The following is a 20,784-nucleotide window of genomic DNA, read 5'->3' as shown; positions in this document are numbered from 1 at the left end:
AAAGAATGAGAAAAGTGATAGGCCATACCCAAGCAAAAAAAAAGATAATGAACAACTTGTCTGTTCAATCTTGGCTGATCTGTGGTAAAAAAGGCATAGGAAAAGCAACACTTGCACAATCCTTTTCTAATTGGTTTCTTATCAAAAATTACGATGAAGTAGCATTAGACTTACACATTGTTGAAGGTGATACAATAGGAGTGGAAAAGGTGAGAGAAATGAAAAATTTTCTGTACCTAAGCCCCATTCAATCAGAATATAAGATAGCTATAATAGATAGCTTGGAGGCAATGACTAGCAATGCTAAAAATGCAATATTAAAGATATTAGAGGAGCCGCCAAAAAATTCTAAAATATTTGTAATTAGCCATAAGCCATATGATGTACAAGTCACTATTAGGTGCAGGTGTTTTCAGCTAAATTTACTTCCATTAACTTACGATGAAACAAAGCAAATTGTTTCATCTCAATGTAAATTTGACGATAAAATATTTAGTGAAATCATTACTTTATTTCCTGGAACTCCGGGAATAATAATAGATGCAATAAACAGTGGTGCTTATGAGTCACACAAACATTTTTATACACTTTTCTATAACCTAAATAATTCCGATATAATTCACAAAATAATTAATAGTGAAATTGAGTTAGAACTAGCATCGCATATAATTCAAACCTTTATTTTAGAAAGTATAAAGAAAGAAGTAAATAATGTTGAAATTCTGCTAAGTCAGTGGAAAGAAATAGATGAGCTTTTCGTTACTGCAAAGCAATTCCGCTTAGATAAGAAACATGTCTTAGTTAATGTAGTTAACATCATGACACAAAAATATAATACTTTTAACATAAATTCATGATAAAATTCTGCTAATTTAATACTTAAAGTATATAATTTGACTGATAATAAATTAACTGTATGGCAATCAATAGAAGTTTTAACAAAGACCATATTGAACATGCAGAAAGAATTGAGTTTAATCAAGAGTACAGCTTCAGACCAAAACGTCACTTTAGAAAAAGGGAAGGAGTTGTTAAGTGGCATCTATGAAGCAAATTTTAAGCTCAATAAGGCAATCAATATAGCTACTTTGCCAAAAATTGGCTATCGCATGCTCAGTGGCGAGCTAGTAGTACTTAATCATATTACGAAAGAAGAAGTGGAGATTCCTAGAGATTTTCATTATCTTAAAGTCGTTAAACTCAATCATGATGACTATAAACTAACGTTTTGTAATTCTTTAGGTAATGAATTCTTTGAATACAAAAAATATGATCCACAATATTCTCGTATCTCAGATGAATATAAATTCGTGGATTTTGGTGGTGTAAAAAAGACTTATAATTTAAAACTTAAGGAGTATGTTGGTCATGCGCCCAAGTTTTTTGCTGCAGAAGGATCTATTGAGCCTGGATCTCAAAACCATGTAATTGATCTTTTTGAGCTAGCCAGAGATGGTAAAGGTAAAAAAGTGGGAACCCTTGCTGATGAGTTTGGTTATTTCGATGATCAAAACACATTACACTATTATAATTATCACAAAAGTGCAGAAAGTAATACTTATGATCCTGAAAGCTTTAGTGTAAAAATGATAAATTTAGATGTGAGCAAAATTGATAAATTTCACCTTATTGCAGAACAAGGTGATATAATAATTCATCCTATTTTGGAAAATTTAGACATATTTTAAAGTTCTTTTAGAGTTATTATTATTATAATTAGGTTATGGAAGTTGAATCAGTAAAAAACAAAAGTTATTTCAGGAAAGCAGTAGAATGGTATTGCCATAGATACCTGTTCTGCGTTGTAGAAAGATCTTGGATGGCGTTAATAGCGTTACTTCTCTTAGTATGTTTATTTTTATCACTACTAAACATATACCTATTACTTCCTGTTAAAAAAGATTTAAATTTTGTGAAGTATATGAACCACACAGAAGATGAGTTCTCTGCAATACATAAACTTAGTTTTAGTAAAAAAGAAGATGAGTACATTTCCATAGCAAGGTATTTAATAAGTAAATATATTGAAACATATGAGTCCTCTCAGATCGTTGAATCAAAGTATCAAGAAAATTTTATAAAAAACAATTCTATATATAAAATCTATCAAGACTTTCAGGAAAAAGTAAACGATGAAGCTGTTTCATCCACAAGAAAAATTACCAACATAAACGTAACAACATTATCTATTGACCGGTTGACCAAGAACTTAGTTACATTTGCTGGAAACGCTACTGTAGTTTTTACAGCTGAGCAAAATAAGAAAATGAAAGACTATGCTGTGGAGATTAGCTTTACTTTATCAAACATGAAAGCAACTCTAACTGGTATAATACCATTTAAATTTATTGTTAATAGCTATAAATATAGATGATTATATTTATAACATTATTTGGTAGCTAAAAAAAATAACTAAAGTGCATATAGCAGTAATAACTGGGGGTAAAACTAGAAGCATTGGTGTCTTTTTAATAAAATAATTTCTAGAAGGCTTTGAGAAAAAGGCGTTGTAAATTATTGGTAAAAAGTATAGAGCGTTGAGTATAGTACTGACAATTAACACCAGAGCTACAAATACAGAAAGTGTTACATTACTAGAGTTAAAAACAGCTTGAAAAATGAAAAATTTGCTCCAAAAAGTCGGAGCAGGTGGTACCCCTATCATGGACAATCCACCTATAGTAAATGCTATCATACTAATTGGCATACTACGTCCTATACCGTGAATTCTATCTATGTATTTCTCACCTGTTTTCGTTATTATTGCTCCAGCAGTGAAAAACAAAGTGATTTTTGCAAATGCGTGGCAAACTAATTGAAAAATTGCAACCCTCATGCTGAATTCACTAAAAATTGAAGCAAACAATATAATATATGACAACTGAGAGATAGTAGAATAAGCAAGCAATTTCTTTAATTCCTTTTGCTTTAATGCAATTAACGATGCAGTAATAATAGTAAATCCAGCAGCGTACGGAAGCCATCCTCCAGCAAACCAACTTTGCTGTGCAAAACGTTGCATATTATCGATGCCAAAAGTGTATAATATAACTTTGATGATGATGAACACTCCTGATTTCACAACAGCAACAGCATGTAGTAGTGCGCTTACAGGAGTTGGTGCAACCATTGCTTTTGGCAACCAAAAATGCATTGGCATTAATGCAGCTTTTCCTATTCCATAAATCAGCATAGCAAAACACACTGCAATAAAAGTTATGAACGAAGTATCAAACTTGAATATTCCACCTCTTACAAAGTCTAAAGTATGGAATTCATTATATAAGAGGCCTATTGCAGGAAAAAATAACACTAAAGAAGAGAAAAACATCACACCAAAGTAATAGTGCCCTACAACCACTGATTCATTTGTTGAGTTGTAAGTAATCAGAGGGTATGTACTAATAGTTAGAAGCTCATAAAAAATAAATGTAGTAAGCAAATCTCCAGAAAAAGCAATAAACATTGCACAGCTAATTGATATTGAAAAAAAGCATAGAAAACTTGAGTGATTGCTATCAGCATAGTTATTCTGCATATAACATATTGCATATATACTGGTCAGCACCCACAAAAATGATATTAATAAACTGAATATTGCTCCACTAGACTCTAGCTTTAAACTAATATGCAAATTATTACCAAAGTCCATGAGAATAAATTGAGAATGATCACCATACATCAAATATAAAGTGCATAGAGATGTATACGAAAATAGAAGCATAGAAGAAACAACAGTAATGCTATTGTTCACTTTGGGCCATTTACTAGTAAAAAAAATAGCTAATGCGCTTAAAAGTGGGATCAACGCGGTAATTAACAAATAATTCTCAGTAATAAAAAGTGGCAAGGAAAGAGATGTAAAAACACAATCCATTAAGTAGTTCATCTTTCTGTTTAGGTAAAGCTAGAATTATATTCAAATTATAGAGAATTTGCTATTTTTTAGTTGTATATCGGAAGTGTTAAATAAACTATACGCATCAAATTAAGAAGAAGTGGCGTAAGGAAGAAAGGAAATAAGAAAAAGCTATTTTATATATTAATTAATAAAGTGAAATATTTAAAAAAGCATAAGGGTCAAGTTAAGGAAATAAAGGTATGAAGAAGATAGGATAAGAAGATATAAAATTCTCTCGGGTATATTTTAGTGAGAGAACTAATGATGAATAAAATAACTTGCTTATCAAATCACCTCAACAAATTTTTCAATGAAATGGCAAATAATTGAAACAGAAAAGGAAAAGAAAATTGAGTAATTGATGATTCATAAAAGCTATAATTTTGGGTAATATAGGGGTTACAAACTGAATCATAGATACAATGTGCCAATTATTAAATGAAGAATCTGTGATAATAACGAAACAGGGTTTAGATTTCAGGTTTACTAAAGAAGCAGTAGAATTTATGAAAAGAATGTACAATGGCTTTATTTAAAATACCCTGCAAATTGATTGTAGAATCTTGCAGCAATTTAAAAGCATTGGATAGTAGCTTTGCCTAACAGCATGGAAAATCTATATAAAGGTTATGGAAAAGGTTATGAGAGTAACACTAAGTGTGGAATAAAGTTAAAATTAGTTTTTGATTACCTAAATCAGACATTGGATCAACTTAACATAACGGAGGGAGTAAGAAGGTTATAGGGAGAAGTTGCTAATATCTGACCTTGGTTCAAGTTCTTTTAAACAGATCAATGGAACGGGAGCTTATTTTATAAGTCGTTGATACCAATGTATATGCTATAGAAACAAATCAAAAAATGGAATTATTGGAATGTTTAGGAGATAAGCTATTTTTAGAAATGAAGGTGTTGTTGGGAAAAGAAGCAAAGATTAGAGTAAGAATGATATGTCATAAATTAACTGAAGAGCAGTCTCTAGCCAGAAGAAGAAAAGCTAATAAATTGGCAAAATCACATGATCTTCCAAAAGGAATCAGAAATTGTTGAACTGGTCAAAACTAATATTCCAGAGGATAAAATTAGTGCTGAGCAAGTATTACAGAGTAAGGTGGCAAATTGAGTTGTTTTTAGATTGGCAAATGTTTTTGTTAGTATTAAAAATTACATAATGTACATTATGGAAAATATAAGAAACACAAGCTTTCAGCAAGAGAAAATGCAATTTTTGCTCTTCTTAAACAGCATAAAAAAGTGCCTGTTGAACCTCCAGATTAATATCTAAAAATACTCAAGTATTACTTTAAAAGTTTTACCTTGAAGTATCTAAAGCATTACTTTAAGAATGTTTAAAATTTTAATTTAAATACCATTCCTTACCTTCTTATTGTCTATTATCAAAAAAGTGTTAAAATAGCAATTAATTATATTAGTTTTTGCATAACTATATCAGCTTGGTTGCTTCATTGTTTGTTTCTTTTCTTTCAAACTCGAATAGATATTTTATAACGTCTTAATGCTAACTCCACCGACATATAAATTTGCGTGGCTTTTTCCAGTATTAAGCAATACAAGTCCAATATTGTCAACACTAGAGCGTAGTTCTCCTACTTCTTCATTATGTTCATTGATTACTTTAGTGCCAATATTTGGAAGTGCATTTTTTCCCTCAACAAGGTAAAGTTTCCTTCTGAATTTTTCTTGTCTGCTCATTCGATTTACAACTTCCTGACCTATATAGCACCCTTTATTAAAACTTATACCATTTATCTTATCGATTAAATATTGCAGCGGAAATGATGAATTTTGCACCATATCTTTTGCTCCATCTGGGACAAGGTTTGTAATTCTAACTTTTTCATACTGAATAAAATCTCCAACCGGTTCTTTTATTTCATCTTTATGTATGATCCTCATTCCTAGCAACTTGTGCCTTGGATCTTGAAAAATAACTTGTGACTTACTACTACACTCCGCCAACTTAGCATCAAACAAAACTCCAACCTTATATAGTGCACTAATGTCTTTAATTTTCACTCTCAAATAAGTTTTAAGTAAATATAGTTTCTCGATAATTTGCTGTAAGTGCACATTTTCGCACTCTAAGAAAATATATCCACCATATTCAATGAGAAAAAAATCGTACAGATATTTTCCCTGAGGGTTGAGTAATAAAGAGTAAATTGCCTGCTGGCTACTTAGTTTATTAATATCATTTGTTATAACACCCTGAAGAAAATCTCTCGTATCTGGTCCGTATAAAGATATTAGACTACGGTTTGCTAGCGGTATGTAACCCATAAAACTTCTGTTCAAATCTTAATTATACACTTTTACTAACTCCAGCCCTTGAAATGTAACCTTTAGATGACTACATAGAATTGTAGGTTAATCTATTAATGAGGAAACATAAATGTCAAGTGTAAATTTGAATGTATTAGATGATAATGTGCTAATAAAGCCTATTACTGAAGAAAAACAAGGTGGAATTGTACTACCATCAAGTGCTGAAAAGAAGCCTACTAAAGGTGAAGTTATAGCAATTGGTGGTGGTTCACGCAACTCAAGCGGAGAGCGCATAGCTTTAACTGTAAAAACTGGTGATAAGGTTTTCTACAGGCAGTGGGCTGGAACAGAAGTAGAACATGATAATGAAAAGTATGTCGTGATGAAGGAGTCAGACCTACTTGCTGTTATCAAGTAGGTAATTCCTATTTTACTAAACTAATGCGCTATATAGTGCATTATGTATTTTAAATTTTTTATTAATTTAAGGAGTGATAAAAATGGCTAACATAGTAGTATCAGGCGAACAGTTGCAAGAAGCCTTTCGTGAAGTTGCAGCAATGGTTGACTCAACGGTGGGAGCAACTGCAGGGCCTAGGGGAAATACAATAGGAATTAGCAAGCCATATGGTGGACCAGAGGTCACAAAGGATGGCTATAAGGTAATGAAAGGTATAAAGCCTGAAAAACCATTACACTCTGCGATAGTAAGCACCATTGCTCAAAGTGCTTCTCAGTGTAATGACAAAGTTGGTGATGGTACCACAACATGCTCAATACTGACTAGCAATATGATAATGGAAGCTTCAAAGTCAATTGCAGCTGGAAATGATCGTATTTGTATCAAAAATGGAATACAGAAGGCAAAAGATGTGATATTAAAGGAAATTACATCAATGTCTCGCACAATTTCTTTAGAGAAAATGGATGAAGTTGCACAAGTTGCAATAATTTCTGCAAATGGTGATAAAGATATTGGTAATAGCATTGCTGATGCTGTTAAAAAGGTTGGAAAAGAAGGAGTCATCACTGTTGAAGAGAGTAAGGGTTCAAAAGAATTAGAAGTTGAACTTACAACTGGTATGCAGTTTGATCGTGGTTATCTCTCTCCATACTTTGTTACAAATAATGAAAAGATGAGCGTGGAGCTTGATGATCCATATCTGCTGATTACAGAAAAAAAACTTAATATTATTCAACCTTTACTTCCTATTCTTGAGGCTATTTTTAAGTCTGGTAAACCTTTGTTTATCATTGCAGAAGATGTTGAAGGTGAAGCATTAAGCACTTTAGTGATCAACAAATTACGTGGTCTAAAAGTTGCTGCAGTAAAAGCTCCAGGTTTTGGTGATAGGAGAAAGGAGATGCTCGAAGATATAGCAGCTTTAACAGGTGCTAAGTATGTCATAAAAGATGAGCTTGGAATCAAGATGGAAGATTTGACTCTTGAAGATCTTGGTACTGCTAAAAATGTTAAAATCACTAAAGACAATACCACAATTGTTAGTGAAGACAGCGACTGTGACAAACAAAACAGAGTAAATGCTAGAATTAACCAGATTAAATCTCAGATTGAAACTTCAACCTCTGATTATGACAAAGAAAAGCTAAGAGAGCGTTTAGCAAAATTATCAGGCGGTGTTGCTGTACTCAAAGTTGGTGGAGCAACTGAAGTAGAGGTAAAAGAACGTAGAGATAGAGTAGAAGATGCACTTCATGCAACAAGAGCTGCAATTGAAGAAGGGATAGTTCCAGGTGGAGGAGTTGCACTTCTTTACGCTGCATCTGCTCTTGATAAGCTAAAAGCTTCAAGCGATGAAGAGCAAATAGGTATCAACATTGTCAAAAAAGTTCTCAGTGCTCCAATCAAAAGATTGGTTAAAAATGCTGGTCTTGAATCTGCTGTTATAATTGACTATTTGATTAAGCAGAATGATAAAGAGCTTATATACAACGTTGAGGCTATGAACTACGCTAATGCATCAACAGCTGGTGTAATTGATCCGGCAAAAGTAGTTCGTATTGCTTTTGAAACAGCAGTGTCTGTAGCAAGCGCACTTATTACTACTGAATCTATGATAGTTGATCTACCAAACAAAGAAGAAAATGCTTCATCACCTATGGGTGCAGGAGCAATGGGCGGAATGGGCGGATTCTAAGTAAACAAGAGCCTTGGAGCAAGTTGCTCCAAGGTATCTTTCTAGTTCTAAAAAGTCTTACATTTATAAAGGAAATAAATTTGTGGTTTTCTATGCAAAGCCACTACTATTTATATTTGTTACGTCTCTTTAATATTATAACTGCTTAAAAATAAAAAAATAATATATGAAAGTTATAATTGCTACTATATTTGTATTAGCATAATATTATATTAACAAATGATTTATATAATATTTTTATTATAATAGATAGAACTTAAATTATTTTCTTCATAAATAGAGTATTTATGAAAATACGTATATACTCAATCCTACTTTTACTTTTTTCTTGCACTCAATTGTGCGCTGAAGAAGAAGTTGCAAAATTTGATCTGCTCATTGGTAAGGTAAATAAAGCAAACCTCACCATTGAAGGCGCAATAAAGGTTACAATAAAACCAGGTTGGCATATATATTACAAAGACCCTGGAGATTTCGGCCTTCCTACTTCCTTTGACTGTCAGGGTAACATATCAAATATAGATATTCATTGGCCTACTCCCAAGGAACATGAAGATAAAGTTGGGGAAGTTACATTTGTTAGTAACATATATGAAGATATGGTGTTATTTCCCTTTAAAACTAATATCATTCCAAATCAGGAATACGCTGATATTAACTTTCATATAAAGTACGCAATATGTAAAGATAGGTGTATCCATAAAAATGCCGAGATAAAAACCAGTCAACCACTAAAGGATTTTATGGATTCTGATATCAATAAACTCATAAATGAGTGGTACAAGAAGTAAGGTTAAAAAGCAAGAGCTTAACAACTATAGTTGAGAAAGAGCTTTAAAAGCCTTATGTGTAATTAAAATCATTAATTATTTACTATATTATGTTAATATAGTAATATTAATTTTTTGATATACAATCATGACTCATCAATGTAAACACATAATAAATGAAACTGCTAATCAAAAAAAAGAAGAAGGAATAGAAGGTGTGATTATTACTACAGCACACGCTTCAGATGATATGCACAACTGCGTAAAACGTGCAAATTATTCTACTCTTACTAAGCACATTTGTCAACCTGGTTGGTTTATAAAGGACCTATTGGAGGAATTTTTTCCTGAATTAATACACAATGAAAACATCATGCATTATACTAACCCAAACCCTGTTAAGGAATACTATGCAGCAAATTTTGCTATAACATTTGAATGTAAGGAAGATGCAAAGTGTGGAAATGCAATAGATTATACAAACTTTTTACCTAGCGGTATATGGTGTAGTGGAAAAGGTAAAACGAATACTAGCGGTAAGGGTTATCCTTACAATGAGCTCTCTGCTGATAATAACAATAAAAGTGCATGTTATCACAGTAAAGATTTTAATAAAAATGCACTTCATAACAAAAATTTCTTCTGGAATACAACGTGTCCTAATCTAGTATTAGATCGTAGCGTAGAAGAGCTAAAAGAATGTGCAGGTAAAACTATAGTTGCAAAATTGGTATCACCTTTAATAATTGTTGATAAGAGTAATATGATAATAGATAAAGATGGCAACAATACTAAAATACCCTATCTTCACTTAGAGCACTTCTTAACTTTTGACGGTAAGCTTAAAGATGATCCTAAAAACAACTGTGCAATTTATAAGAACCTCACTAAGAAACCCACTGAATTAATTGAATTAAAAGATAAAGTTTTATGGACTTCCGACAAAGAAGTAAAGTTGATAATTCCTGACACTGGTAATATGAGATGTTTAGGTTCTCCTAGTAAAAGTGAGAGCGTAATTCAAAAGAGTGATGAGATAACTACTGATAACGAAGAGCTCCCTAGCTATAACTACAGTAATGATTATGTGCTATAATTTTCTTGAATGTACGCTCAAGAAAAGGTTTATTGCTACAATTTTCATGATACAAAAATAAGCTTAGGTATTTTAATTTTTTTATAAGGTTTGATACCTACTCTCTTTCCTTTCAGCTATAAACATACAATATAGATATTCATTGGTCTACTCCCAAGGAACATGAAGATAAAGTTGGGGAAGTTACATTTGTTAGTAACATATATGAAGATATGGTATTATTTCCCTTTAAAACTAATATCATTCCAAATCAGGAATACGCTGATATTAACTTTCATATAAAGTACGCAATATGTAAAGATAGGTGTATCCCTAAAAATGCCGAGATAAAAACCAGTCAACCACTAAAGGATTTTATGGATTCCGATATCAATAAACTCATAAATGAGTGGTATGAAAAATAGAGCTCCCAGCGAGCAAGTGATAGTTATACGATAGCTTAAAAATGTTATTCCTGTCCCTGAATTTTCCAATAAAGATCTTTCCAAAAATTTCGATCATGAAGCCTTTTGGGGACCAAAAGGCTTCATTTCAATCAATAACGAAAATTATAACTTTGAAAGAGCTGCTTGCTTATTAACTCCTGTAGTGATTTGTATACTTTCCACACTTGTTGAAGGATAAAATCCTTTTATTACTTCAGAGCCTTCTCGCTTTAAATATGACAATGCTTCATATAAAGGCTTCGCTTCATATTGTCTTCCTACTTTTACTTCTTTATGTGCAGCTAATTGCTCCCAAGTAACACCATTGCTTTCAATAAACTCTACAGAACCATTATCGCTAATGCTAATTTTCATTTTACACTCTTTCCCCTCAACATACCAATTTAAAGTCATATAATACGAGCCGTTAGCTACTTCATAAATTCTTGTTCCATTCTCATCAACTCTGCAGCGTATTCCCCTTGTTTCACACTTGCTTTTACTAGGCAGCAATAATGTAATTCCATCTACACCATATTTTCTGCATATATCAATATTTAAAACATCAACCACATTTATTGATTTTGTAGAATCGCCAAGCATAATTCTGAGTGCAGGCTTAATCTTACCTTTCTTTCTACTCTCTTTTATTCCTACATATTCTAAAGTATTGTCTTTTATACTCTCATTTAAATTTTGTGCAATTTTGTTAGCAATTTTGCCTACAATATTTTTGCTATCATACTTATTGGCATGTTTGTATTCATATCTGCCATTGACCTCATATCTATACTTTTCCTGCCCTTCTTCATTAGGAAGCACGGTAGAAAAGTGTTTAAACCACTTTTCATCATCATCAATACTAACTTCTTCGTTCTTCTCTTCAGAATCGATAGTTATTTTACTATCTGGATTCACATTTTGAAAAAAATTATCTTTTAAGCGCAAATAAAAACGATTACTTTTATCAAAATAATCCTGATTATTAACTGCTTTTGGATTATCTGGCATATATACCTCCACACACTAACACCATATAGAGGTATACTAGTATTGACTAGAATGTCAACACTCAGGTCTAAAATTTTTATAGAATAGGAGCTATAACTTACTCTTGCTAAAGACTGTGCTTGTGCTCCATCTACACTTGTTGAAGGTTGCTTCCAATATGTGTGATTTAGATATTCTCGTGCTTCATCACTATATTTAATGCTCTTGTAGCTTAAACTTCTTATCAACACCTTGCCTAAATGAAAAATATTCCTCTTTCTTGGAAAAATTTGTTATATTTACCTTGGTTACTGACTCTCATTTTTTATGATATATTTATCCTTAAGCGGTTAAATGGCTATTTTATAATGAATTTTGTCAGTAACTGCCAGTTCTTTTCTCTTGAGTGATGCAACAAAGCCATCCCAGTGTCAAGCACTGGAATGACACCCATTTCTTTCTAGTGTCCCCTTTCTTGTCATTCAAGTATCCTTTTCTTATCATCCGAGTAGCTAAAACTAGGATCCATTGTTCATTTTCTGGATTCCAGTCTGGAATGACATTGTTTTAACATTGTACCATATTACAATGTTCATACAGTTGTGATTGGTATGACAAGATAAGAGGTGCTAGAATAATGGAACCGAAGTCATACATAGAAAATAGGTTAGGTATTTTTCAACTTTTGCTATATACTCAAGTAAAAATCTCTCTTTTACAGATGGATACAGTAAAGTTTGTTTTATTACTGCCAACAATACTACTCATACTAGTTGCTGGTGTTTACCTATCGGTCAAACTAAAATGGTTACAGGTGTTTAGACTACCGTATGCCGTTTCACTTATTGGAGCTAAAAGAGGAGAAAATAAATTTTCTTCTATAGCTGCTCTGTTTACAATCTTAGGGGGAAATTTAGGAGTAGGAAATATTTCAGGAACTGCTGTTGCTCTAAAAACCGGAGGACCGGGATCCATTTTATGGATGGCAATCATTATTGTTGTTACTTCTGTGATAAAATATGTTACTTGTTACCTAAGTATAAAAACCAGAAAAGAAAAAAATGGACGGTTTATAGGTGGACCTGTAGCCTACATGACTGATTCATTTAATTCTAGAAAAGCTACAGTTGTGTTTCTAGTTATTATGATGATGGTTTCAATAACAGTTGGTAACCTTGTTCAGGTAAATTCTCTATCAATACCACTCAGCATGGTAGATATACCTGTAGTCATTGGCGGCATTGTAATGGCCATAATATTTTTTGTTGTTGCAGCTCTCAGCTTAAAAAAAATTAAAATTTTTATATCGGCTATGATACCGATAATGACGGTAAGTTACCTCACACTTTGCGGTATCATATTATTTAAGTTTAGTGAAAATATTCTTCCTTCTCTAAAACTAATAACAAGCAATTTTTTTACAACTAGTAGCTTTAACTCTGGCTTATCTTTAGGTTTAATTTTAGAAATGTTGACTATTATTCAAGTAGGGACTCTGCGAGGTATTTTTGCAACAGATATAGGACTTGGCCTCGAAGGAATTGTACACTCCTCGATTACTCCTAAAAAAAATAACAATAAATTTATCATTGAACAGAGTCTAATCACAATAATATCTCCTTTTATAGTTGCACTCATAGTGTTCATTACAGCAATGGTACTGCTTGTCACAGATTCTTGTATTACTGATTTAGAGAGCACTAACATGTGCATTTTTGCTTTTAGAAAAGCTATGAATTGGCCCTATACTGACTATTTAATTATGGCTATAATGTTTTGTTTTGCCTTTACTACTATCTTTACTTGGTTTTTTTGTTCAAAACAAACAATACGCTATGTATCTATGGATAATAAATACACTAAAATCTGGACTGTAGTTTTTACCTTAATCATTCCATTTGGTGCAATCGGTGGAGTTAAGTTACTCTGGGATATCGCTGATATTTCAATTGCTGCTTTGCTGCTCATAAACATACTTGCTATACTCAAGCTCACTTCTCAAGATCCAGAAGTATTTACTATGAGTAACAAATATTTGAAGTTGTAAAAACAGAGCTAAAGCAATATTTTAAGTTATCATCCCAGTCTGGAATCCAGCCTTTCATGAACTTCATCAAAAATGTTATGTTTTAACATAATAATTTTATGCTCACTAACTGAGTGCGACTGGATCCCAGTGTCAGCTACTCAAATGACATACTTTTTGGTGAAAATTACTCTTATATTATAACGTTTGTAGTTATGAATTTGACTATAGGATCAAGTCTAGAAAAATCTAGATTCCAGACTGGAATGACAACTTAAATTGCTTGATGTGAACATAAAATAGCTCATGTCATCACGTTAGCAATACAACTTCTTTAATAAAAACTAAATCAATTCCCGTAATAATTGTACTAGCTAAGGCTAAAAGGCAGAGGGTTATTAGTGAGGGAAAATATGAATACTCAAAGCACACAACAATATCATGAATTCATTCGAGGATTTTTTACTTTATTCGATGAAATAAAAAAGGAAGACGACCCAATTTATAATTCCAGAGTTGGTTTTAATGCAGTAAAGTTTCTAATAGAGCACTCCGTCTGGAATTTGGAGACAGATGAAGACAAAAATAAAGCTTATGAAGTTATTCTTCCAGAGCAGAACAAGATAAAGAAAGCCGAACAAAAGCTTGAAAGTGAAGTTAAAGCAAGGTTAAAAGAGTATGTTGATGATATCGCAGGAGTTTCAATATATGGCGATCACGCAAGTATTACACTGGGAGATGACAAAAAAGAGTTTAAAATCAGCGAATTTTTAAATAGTGACTTTTGTCAGAAGAAAGGAATTTCGGGATTTTCAACGCTGCATAGTGATGGAAAGAGCGGAATGCACGGTTTTGTTGCCGAAGAAGGAGAGAAAAGAATAAGGCATTATGTTGTAACAGATGGTTCATATGAAATGACTTTGAATTGGCATGACAAAAATGGAAAAAAATGTACTATCAAAATCAAGATTGATAAAGATGGTGTAGATCTAACTGAACGTAATGGTGTTACTGAGGAACAATTAAAAGCAAACACAGATGTAAAAATAGGTGGCTTATTTCTATATCAAATACAATTCAAGGAGAAAGGACAAGAACAAGAGAAACAACAATCATCTGAAACTTTCATAGAAAGTGATATTAGTAAAGGTATTGGCGTTCAAGCTAATCAAGATCAAGAAGTTGAGTTTAAGCATGTAACGACTAGCACTACAAATTCTAATAACGCATCTGCTAAAAAGATTCCACCATCACTGCCACCTAGAACTAGTTCATTACCTAATAATCAGAAAAAAGATGAGTATCAGCCAATACGGATTAATAGTAGAAATAACTACAATTCTCCATATTCGGATGCTTCTTCAAGCAGTACTATTTTCACCAAGTCTGTAATGTACAATCAAGATAATACACAAGAGGATGAACGGTATGACAATCCTACATTTGCTACATTTGGACATGCTGTACCTGGAAGCCGAAAATCAGATGAAAGTGAGAAAATATCTAATAATCGGCAAAAAGGTGCAATTTTTGATCCTACAACTACTGAAAGCGCTGCACCAGTACAAGACGTTGCATTCAAAAAAGTTAAAGATGCATTTAAGTATGAAAACGCTAAAGAATCACGCAATACTGGAAATAAGCAACCACTAAATGATGTAGCTTCGATTCTTGCATGGAAAGCAAAAAATGAGTTATTACGTAGTGAAAGTGAGTATGATGAAGAATTTTCTGACTTCGAAGATGGTTGGAGCGATAACGAAGATGAGTATATAACGCTTTCAAAGCGTCAATCAGATTATAAACAAGAAAAAGATTATCTTAGCACTAAGGAAAACGAAGAAAGAGGAAACGATAAACAAAAAGAAACCGAAGATAAATTACAAGAAAATGAATCTCTAGAATACAGCTCAACAGACATAAAAACAAACGATTCGGGCTATTCATCCCCAACTCACTCTAATCATGAAAAATCTCGAGTAAATTCTGGACAGTTAAAAGCGAGCCTAATGAATGTTGAACAAAGAGATGATAACCTACTTACGGAATTTACCAGTAAGTTGGATAAAGAAACTCAGAAATTCCTGCTAAAACCAGTAAATCAAAAGAAAATGAGTGGGCAAACAAAAGAACATTTATTAGCAGCTGGATTGCTAAAAGACAATGCAGTGGAGAAAGAAATAAACGACTCAGGTTACTCATCTCCAACTTACACTAGCCACTATAATTTTCAGGTCAATTCTGAGCAATTAGAGAAGAGATTAGAAACCATTGAACCAAAAGATACATTGGAAAAATTGAATAAAGGATTGAGAGACCAGGCTACTAAAGATTTATTCTCAGAAAGTATGTTGAAAGAAGTAAAAGAAGGTAAAAAATATGACCCTGTACGTAAGTTATTAGAAAGAAAAGTGGCAGAACAAGAAAATGATAATACTGATCTGACTATAGACAAAAATAGCGAACTATATAAATTGCTAGAAAAAGATGCAGCACAACTGAAAGCTGGAATAGTAGAAGAGGAAAGAAAAGATACTTTAACAGAATGCAATGATAGTCCTGATCGCAATAGAATTGCATTAGCAAATAGAAATAGAATCTGGGCTAAACTTATTGCTGAAGAAAAACAAAAAAAGGACAATGTTATTAGTATAGGTTAAAGTAATTACTTAGCAAGCAATGGGTTTCATGTAATGGTAACCCTATTACAGAAGAGTATGAGCCACGTAAAAATAATACAAACATTCCTGCAAGACCTTGTATGTTGCACCCCCCTGCCCTGTTTTTCCACTCTTCTGATGCTAAATAATATTTAATTTCTTGTTCGCTGAGACGCTTAAATTTCACTATTGTAACTACAGTCCTAATATGCTGTTTAGATTGATCAGGAGTTAATAAACACACACTGGTGTATACTCTATGCCTTCTTCCTGATAACAAGCGAACGCATTTTTCTGCTTGCTCAACGTTTTCAGCTTTGAGCAGTATCCTTCTACCACAAGCAACAACTGTATCAACACCAAGCACAAAGTAATTTGGATTTGCACTTTGTATTTTCTCGGCTTTACTTTTTGCCATACGGATTGAGTAATCTTTTGGCAGCTCTTTCTTCAAAGGCGATTCATCTGTATCTGCTGGCAAAACCAAACCTGGCTTAATATTTATTTGTTTTAGTAAGGCTACTCGCCTTTCTGATGATGAAGCAAGAATAAGATTATCTAGAGATTGTTCTATCACTTGAGCCTTTTTATTATCCTACCCTTTCTTGCATTCCTATCATAAATACTCATCTCAACTAACACTCTATCGCCTATAATAATACGTATTTTACTTCTTCTCACTCTTCCTGATACATGACAGATAATCTCATGTTCATTGTCCAGCTTCACTCTAAATTCTGCTGCAGGTAATAAAGCAGTTACTGCCCCTTCCACTTCAAAAATTGTTTTTGACTTATCTTCTCTTATCATCCTCGTATTATAATTTAATAATCTTTTTCAGTCTACTATAGATTTTAAATTATTATCAATACAAGAGATTTTTATACTCTACGTGAGTATTCCTCTTGCAACTTATCTCCATATAATACAAGAGGAAAGCAAGTTACCTACGTTTCTACTCTCTGCCACCTTCTCAACAGAACTTATAGAACTTATGTTAGAAGATAAATCATTATCACAATTTTCCTCATCGCTATCAAGTCCACTATCAAGGCTTGGAGATTTGTGCAATGTTGTCTTTTCTTTCAGTGGAACATCAGACTCATTATCAGGTTCACTAAAAACTTCTCCCATTAGACTATAATATTGTTTTGCATAACCACTTATGGTCTTGCTAATTTTTTGTTTATCAGTAACTTGATCTTGTTGATCCTCTAAGTATTTAACTTGATTATTTAAGTTTTCTATTTTTTCTTTCATTTCTTCAATTGTCTGAATTTGATCTGCAATGATGTCGCTGTAGTTCTCTTGCAATTCATCAATACTATCTTCGTCTTCAATGAGTTCAAGTATATCTTCTGGAAATTCCTCGTACTCGATTTCTGGATCTTCGATGTCGAACTTTACTTCTTCTTCAAGTTCATCTTTTAAATCGCTATCATGCCTCTCTAACTTTACAATTGTTTCTGCTTCTATTTCTTGCTTCAATTCAGTAGCTCCTTTTTTCAAGCTTGACATTTCTTGCTTTAATTCGACATTTTCTTTAGACGATATTTGATTATCTGGAATCAATTCATCCATTCGTTGTGAGTTAGTTTCCTCTTGAGTTCGGATTTGTTGTGAAACAACTTCTGGCTGAGTTTTAGTGTGCTGTAAATTGACTTCCAATGCATTACTATTAATAGAAGGAGAAGAAGGAAGGCTATTACCAGCATCAACTTTATGATCTAATTTCTCCTCTAGTTCCTTATCTTGATAGGCCACTATAGATTCATTGTAAAAATTAATAGGAGTAGCCCTATTCTCTTCTAGTGATTCCATTACAGCATCGTATAAGGAGAGATCTTGAATATATAATTCATCATTTTGCTTTATTAATTCTAGAATTTCCTCTGATAGCACAAAATCTTCACCATTGAATTTTAGTATTTCAGTTATTCCATCACTACTCACATTCATAATCATGGTACACATTTCGGATCCATCTTTTGCAGGCCAAGTGCTTGTCATTTCATAATATGCACCTTCTTTAAATTCATAATATCTTTTCTTATCTTTTTGATGAGCATGTATTTCATGTTTTTTATTGCAATAGATATTCAGTTCTTTAATATTTTTCTCTTGCTGTAAAACGTCACTAATCTTTGTTGGCTCATTTTTATCGTAATGAGTAAGGTTAACATTCAAAACTCTATGAGCGTTACCGGTTTCTGTGTAATAAGCTTGAAGCTCTACGTCTTTCCTCTCAAAATATTTACTTGCAGCTTTTTTTCCCTGTTCTGCCAATTCTATGCATTTATTTATATCTTCCTTAAAGCTCTCATTAGCAGACTCTGTTACTGCTTTGTCTATGTACGTTTGTTTAAAATCTCTATCGTTTATTAGGTCATAAAAACTCCACTCATTCCCAAAAGCCCTCTGCACGCAAGTGAAATTATTTTTCTCCTTTAGTTTTCTTAAGAACCACACCTTCTCCTTCAGATTTTTCAGTTGAAAGCTTATCCTTGCCTTTACACTAGAGTTTTCTACGGGGATACTAACTTCTTCTAATTCTTTAAATAATTTATTATCTTTTATAATTGAGTAGCAAAACTTCACAATAGCAGAATTTGCAAACGAAGGATCTTTTTTTATACCTTCATCAAGAATTTCTTTAAAATGTGCAAATTGAGGTAGAACATAAAAATTTATTATTTCTTTTTCTGATCTCGTTTTATTAGCATGAGAGATATTATCTAATTGTGAATATAACTCTTTGAATGTATGGTAGATAAGCGTAGAGTAATAAACTTCCCTATTCAGTGAAGTTGGTCCTATACAAAAATGCTTTTCAAATTGATCACCTATTTTTCCTGCATCTACTGCTTTATCTCCCTTAGTCAAACCTGCAATCATAATACGCCTCCTTTAACTATGTTTATATTATAATAATCAACATATATTTAAGAAAAATCACACTGCTCACTATACGTTTACACTTCTACTTTGCATAATAGATTGCTTGAAGCCACACAAGTATCGTTTTTTATTAGATAAAAGTTAACAAGACGTTTTCATAGATTTTTAAGCTTAATAACATCCTCTCTATTGGGACTAGTTGAAATTAGATGAATTGGTACACCTATTAATTCTTCTATTTTTCTCACATATTTCATCAAATTTGCAGGTAATTCCTTAACTGACCTTTTGCCTTGAGTTTTCTCTTTCCAACCAGGAAATTCTTCATATATTGGCTCTAATTCTTTTTGTATTGAATGTGATGCGGGTAAATAATCATACATTTTTCCGCCATACTTATAACCAGTGCCTATTTTAATAGTATCAAAAGAATCAAGAATATCTAATTTGGTTAATACAATGCTTGAAACTCCAGAGAGTTGTACGGCCTGGCGCACTAAAACTGCGTCAAACCATCCGCAGCGCCTTCTTCTATTGCTTACTGTTCCAAGTTCCTTACCTATAGAAAATAAGCTGTCTCCAATCTCGTTATTTTGTTCAGTAGGAAATGGACCATTACCCACTCTTGTTGTATACGCTTTTGCTACACCAATAATGTGAGCATTGTAGGATAATCCTGAGCCTGTTATCGCTTGCGATGCTACGGTATTACTTGAAGTAACAAAAGGGTAAGTTCCGTGGTCGATATCTAAAAATGCGCCTTGAGCGCCTTCAAATATTATTTTCTTACCTTCTTTCATAAAATCATTTAATATCTTCCACACAGGTTTTTTATATAAAAGAATTTTTTCTGAAATCTCTTGAATTTCCTTTAATATTTCTTCTTTTTTAACTACCTGGTAGTTAAGTCCTTTTCTGATAGCATTATGGTAACTCAGGAGAGCATACACTCTTTGATTGAGCTCATCTGTGTTTTCTAAGTCACAAAGGCGTATAGCTCTCCTGCCAACTTTATCTTCATAACATGGCCCTATCCCTTTGTTTGTTGTACCAATTTTGTGATTTTCGTTTAAATCTTCAAATAGCTTTTCCTTGTCCTTATGTACGCTAAGTATTAATGGACAGCTCTCGGATACCATCAAGTTGTTATAGTTTACGTCCACTCCTTTAACTTTCAATGACTCTATTTCTGAGACTAGAGCATGTGAATCAAGAGCAACACCGTTTCCTATAATAGATATTTTGTCCGCTCTCAAAACAGCAGAGGGCAGTAAATTTAATTTATAAACCTCATCATCTATTACTATAGTGTGCCCTGCATTATTTCCTCCCTGAAATCTCACAACTACATCTGCATTCTCAGAAAGATAATCTACTATTTTACCCTTGCCTTCGTCACCCCATTGCAGACCAACAATTACAATATTATTCATCACTATTTTCTAGATTAATACGTAAATATTAATACAGCATGCTACAAATGAAAAGAGAAATCTACGCCTTTCCTATATCTCTAAAATAAAGAAATATACTATCGATTTTCTTAATATATTATCAAATTATTCATCATTAT

The 20,784-nt window shown here is 32.7% G+C and carries 17 protein-coding genes and 1 pseudogene; 11 read left to right on the top strand and 7 right to left on the bottom strand.

Features of this window, described 5'->3' with window-relative positions; all coding sequences use genetic code 11:
* Nucleotides 1-5: 5 nt before the first annotated feature.
* The 3 genes from BWZ41_RS04885 to BWZ41_RS04875 are packed head-to-tail and all read left to right on the top strand — an operon-like array spanning nucleotide 6 to nucleotide 2,374.
* The gene (locus BWZ41_RS04885; protein WP_143689585.1) at nucleotides 6-857 is read left to right on the top strand and encodes a DNA polymerase III subunit delta'; all 852 of its coding nucleotides are present in this window, start codon (nucleotides 6-8) and stop codon (nucleotides 855-857) included.
* Between the two features lie 36 nt (nucleotides 858-893).
* A complete protein-coding gene (locus BWZ41_RS04880) occupies nucleotides 894-1,688 on the top strand; it encodes a hypothetical protein (RefSeq protein WP_143689584.1) in 795 nt (264 codons plus the stop codon).
* 35 nt (nucleotides 1,689-1,723) lie between these two features.
* Nucleotides 1,724-2,374, top strand: a complete 651-nt coding sequence (locus tag BWZ41_RS04875; protein WP_143689583.1) for a VirB8/TrbF family protein — start codon at nucleotides 1,724-1,726, stop codon at nucleotides 2,372-2,374.
* Nucleotides 2,375-2,380: 6 nt separating this feature from the next.
* Here the strand turns inward: BWZ41_RS04875 and BWZ41_RS04870 are convergent, their stop codons facing one another.
* Complete coding sequence (locus BWZ41_RS04870; RefSeq protein ID WP_143689721.1) at nucleotides 2,381-3,877, bottom strand: proton-conducting transporter transmembrane domain-containing protein; 1,497 nt, start codon at nucleotides 3,875-3,877, stop codon at nucleotides 2,381-2,383.
* A gap of 288 nt (nucleotides 3,878-4,165) precedes the next feature.
* On the opposite strand from BWZ41_RS04870, the pseudogene BWZ41_RS04865 reads away from it, so the two are divergent.
* Nucleotides 4,166-5,028, top strand: a pseudogene (locus BWZ41_RS04865) (transposase); the annotation flags it as partial.
* Nucleotides 5,029-5,404: 376 nt separating this feature from the next.
* Here BWZ41_RS04865 and ygfZ read toward each other — a convergent pair.
* The gene (gene ygfZ / locus BWZ41_RS04860) at nucleotides 5,405-6,202 is read right to left on the bottom strand and encodes a CAF17-like 4Fe-4S cluster assembly/insertion protein YgfZ (RefSeq protein ID WP_143689720.1); all 798 of its coding nucleotides are present in this window, start codon (nucleotides 6,200-6,202) and stop codon (nucleotides 5,405-5,407) included.
* A 112-nt stretch (nucleotides 6,203-6,314) separates the two neighbouring features.
* Between ygfZ and BWZ41_RS04855 the strand changes: the two genes are divergently transcribed.
* From BWZ41_RS04855 to BWZ41_RS04835, 5 genes are all read left to right on the top strand, one after another.
* Complete coding sequence (locus tag BWZ41_RS04855; protein WP_006012576.1) at nucleotides 6,315-6,605, top strand: co-chaperone GroES; 291 nt, start codon at nucleotides 6,315-6,317, stop codon at nucleotides 6,603-6,605.
* Between the two features lie 82 nt (nucleotides 6,606-6,687).
* A complete protein-coding gene (gene groL / locus BWZ41_RS04850) occupies nucleotides 6,688-8,346 on the top strand; it encodes a chaperonin GroEL (protein ID WP_007302814.1) in 1,659 nt (552 codons plus the stop codon).
* A 287-nt stretch (nucleotides 8,347-8,633) separates the two neighbouring features.
* Complete coding sequence (locus tag BWZ41_RS04845) at nucleotides 8,634-9,137, top strand: protein-disulfide reductase DsbD domain-containing protein (RefSeq protein WP_143689582.1); 504 nt, start codon at nucleotides 8,634-8,636, stop codon at nucleotides 9,135-9,137.
* A 127-nt stretch (nucleotides 9,138-9,264) separates the two neighbouring features.
* Nucleotides 9,265-10,212, top strand: a complete 948-nt coding sequence (locus BWZ41_RS04840) for a hypothetical protein (protein ID WP_143689581.1) — start codon at nucleotides 9,265-9,267, stop codon at nucleotides 10,210-10,212.
* 131 nt (nucleotides 10,213-10,343) lie between these two features.
* The gene (locus BWZ41_RS04835) at nucleotides 10,344-10,616 is read left to right on the top strand and encodes a protein-disulfide reductase DsbD domain-containing protein (RefSeq protein WP_307847042.1); all 273 of its coding nucleotides are present in this window, start codon (nucleotides 10,344-10,346) and stop codon (nucleotides 10,614-10,616) included.
* Nucleotides 10,617-10,760: 144 nt separating this feature from the next.
* On the opposite strand, the gene BWZ41_RS04830 is transcribed toward BWZ41_RS04835, so the two are convergent.
* Nucleotides 10,761-11,648, bottom strand: coding sequence for a hypothetical protein (locus BWZ41_RS04830; protein ID WP_143689580.1), 888 nt, complete (start codon nucleotides 11,646-11,648; stop codon nucleotides 10,761-10,763).
* 700 nt (nucleotides 11,649-12,348) lie between these two features.
* Here BWZ41_RS04830 and BWZ41_RS04825 point away from each other — a divergent pair.
* Nucleotides 12,349-13,674: an alanine:cation symporter family protein gene (locus tag BWZ41_RS04825; RefSeq protein WP_143689579.1), complete on the top strand. Its 1,326-nt coding sequence runs from the start codon at nucleotides 12,349-12,351 to the stop codon at nucleotides 13,672-13,674.
* Nucleotides 13,675-14,066: 392 nt separating this feature from the next.
* Nucleotides 14,067-16,313, top strand: coding sequence for a hypothetical protein (locus BWZ41_RS04820; protein ID WP_143689578.1), 2,247 nt, complete (start codon nucleotides 14,067-14,069; stop codon nucleotides 16,311-16,313).
* Here the strand turns inward: BWZ41_RS04820 and BWZ41_RS04815 are convergent.
* The 4 genes from BWZ41_RS04815 to BWZ41_RS04800 form a co-directional block, all read right to left on the bottom strand.
* Nucleotides 16,300-16,890 (bottom strand): Maf family nucleotide pyrophosphatase, encoded by a 591-nt coding sequence (locus tag BWZ41_RS04815; RefSeq protein ID WP_017531625.1) that lies wholly within the window; start codon nucleotides 16,888-16,890, stop codon nucleotides 16,300-16,302. The two genes, BWZ41_RS04820 and BWZ41_RS04815, sit on opposite strands and share 14 nt — an antisense overlap.
* Nucleotides 16,887-17,123 (bottom strand): translation initiation factor IF-1, encoded by a 237-nt coding sequence (infA, locus tag BWZ41_RS04810; RefSeq protein WP_143689577.1) that lies wholly within the window; start codon nucleotides 17,121-17,123, stop codon nucleotides 16,887-16,889. The genes BWZ41_RS04815 and infA overlap by 4 nt, the downstream gene beginning before the upstream one ends.
* Before the next feature lie 102 nt (nucleotides 17,124-17,225).
* A complete protein-coding gene (locus BWZ41_RS04805) occupies nucleotides 17,226-19,208 on the bottom strand; it encodes a hypothetical protein (protein ID WP_143689576.1) in 1,983 nt (660 codons plus the stop codon).
* A 158-nt stretch (nucleotides 19,209-19,366) separates the two neighbouring features.
* Nucleotides 19,367-20,644 carry an adenylosuccinate synthase gene (locus BWZ41_RS04800; RefSeq protein WP_143689719.1) on the bottom strand — a complete coding sequence of 426 codons (1,278 nt, stop codon included), beginning with the start codon at nucleotides 20,642-20,644 and terminating at the stop codon, nucleotides 19,367-19,369.
* Nucleotides 20,645-20,784 lie beyond the last annotated feature (140 nt).

The organism is Wolbachia endosymbiont of Nilaparvata lugens, assembly GCF_007115045.1.
GTDB lineage: Bacteria > Pseudomonadota > Alphaproteobacteria > Rickettsiales > Anaplasmataceae > Wolbachia.
This window is presented reverse-complemented; position numbering and strand designations above follow the sequence as displayed.

Bases quoted from the DNA above. Each gene is read 5' to 3' on its own strand.
- BWZ41_RS04885 (WP_143689585.1), top strand. From the start codon at position 6: ATGAGAAAAGTGATAGGCCATACCCAAGCAAAAAAAAAGATAATGAAC.
- BWZ41_RS04875 (WP_143689583.1), top strand. From the start codon at position 1,724: ATGGAAGTTGAATCAGTAAAAAACAAAAGTTATTTCAGGAAAGCAGTA.
- BWZ41_RS04870 (WP_143689721.1), bottom strand. From the start codon at position 3,877: ATGGATTGTGTTTTTACATCTCTTTCCTTGCCACTTTTTATTACTGAG.
- ygfZ (WP_143689720.1), bottom strand. From the start codon at position 6,202: ATGGGTTACATACCGCTAGCAAACCGTAGTCTAATATCTTTATACGGA.
- BWZ41_RS04855 (WP_006012576.1), top strand. From the start codon at position 6,315: ATGTCAAGTGTAAATTTGAATGTATTAGATGATAATGTGCTAATAAAG.
- groL (WP_007302814.1), top strand. From the start codon at position 6,688: ATGGCTAACATAGTAGTATCAGGCGAACAGTTGCAAGAAGCCTTTCGT.
- BWZ41_RS04845 (WP_143689582.1), top strand. From the start codon at position 8,634: ATGAAAATACGTATATACTCAATCCTACTTTTACTTTTTTCTTGCACT.
- BWZ41_RS04840 (WP_143689581.1), top strand. From the start codon at position 9,265: ATGACTCATCAATGTAAACACATAATAAATGAAACTGCTAATCAAAAA.
- BWZ41_RS04830 (WP_143689580.1), bottom strand. From the start codon at position 11,648: ATGCCAGATAATCCAAAAGCAGTTAATAATCAGGATTATTTTGATAAA.
- BWZ41_RS04825 (WP_143689579.1), top strand. From the start codon at position 12,349: ATGGATACAGTAAAGTTTGTTTTATTACTGCCAACAATACTACTCATA.
- BWZ41_RS04820 (WP_143689578.1), top strand. From the start codon at position 14,067: ATGAATACTCAAAGCACACAACAATATCATGAATTCATTCGAGGATTT.
- infA (WP_143689577.1), bottom strand. From the start codon at position 17,123: ATGATAAGAGAAGATAAGTCAAAAACAATTTTTGAAGTGGAAGGGGCA.
- BWZ41_RS04805 (WP_143689576.1), bottom strand. From the start codon at position 19,208: ATGATTGCAGGTTTGACTAAGGGAGATAAAGCAGTAGATGCAGGAAAA.
- BWZ41_RS04800 (WP_143689719.1), bottom strand. From the start codon at position 20,644: ATGAATAATATTGTAATTGTTGGTCTGCAATGGGGTGACGAAGGCAAG.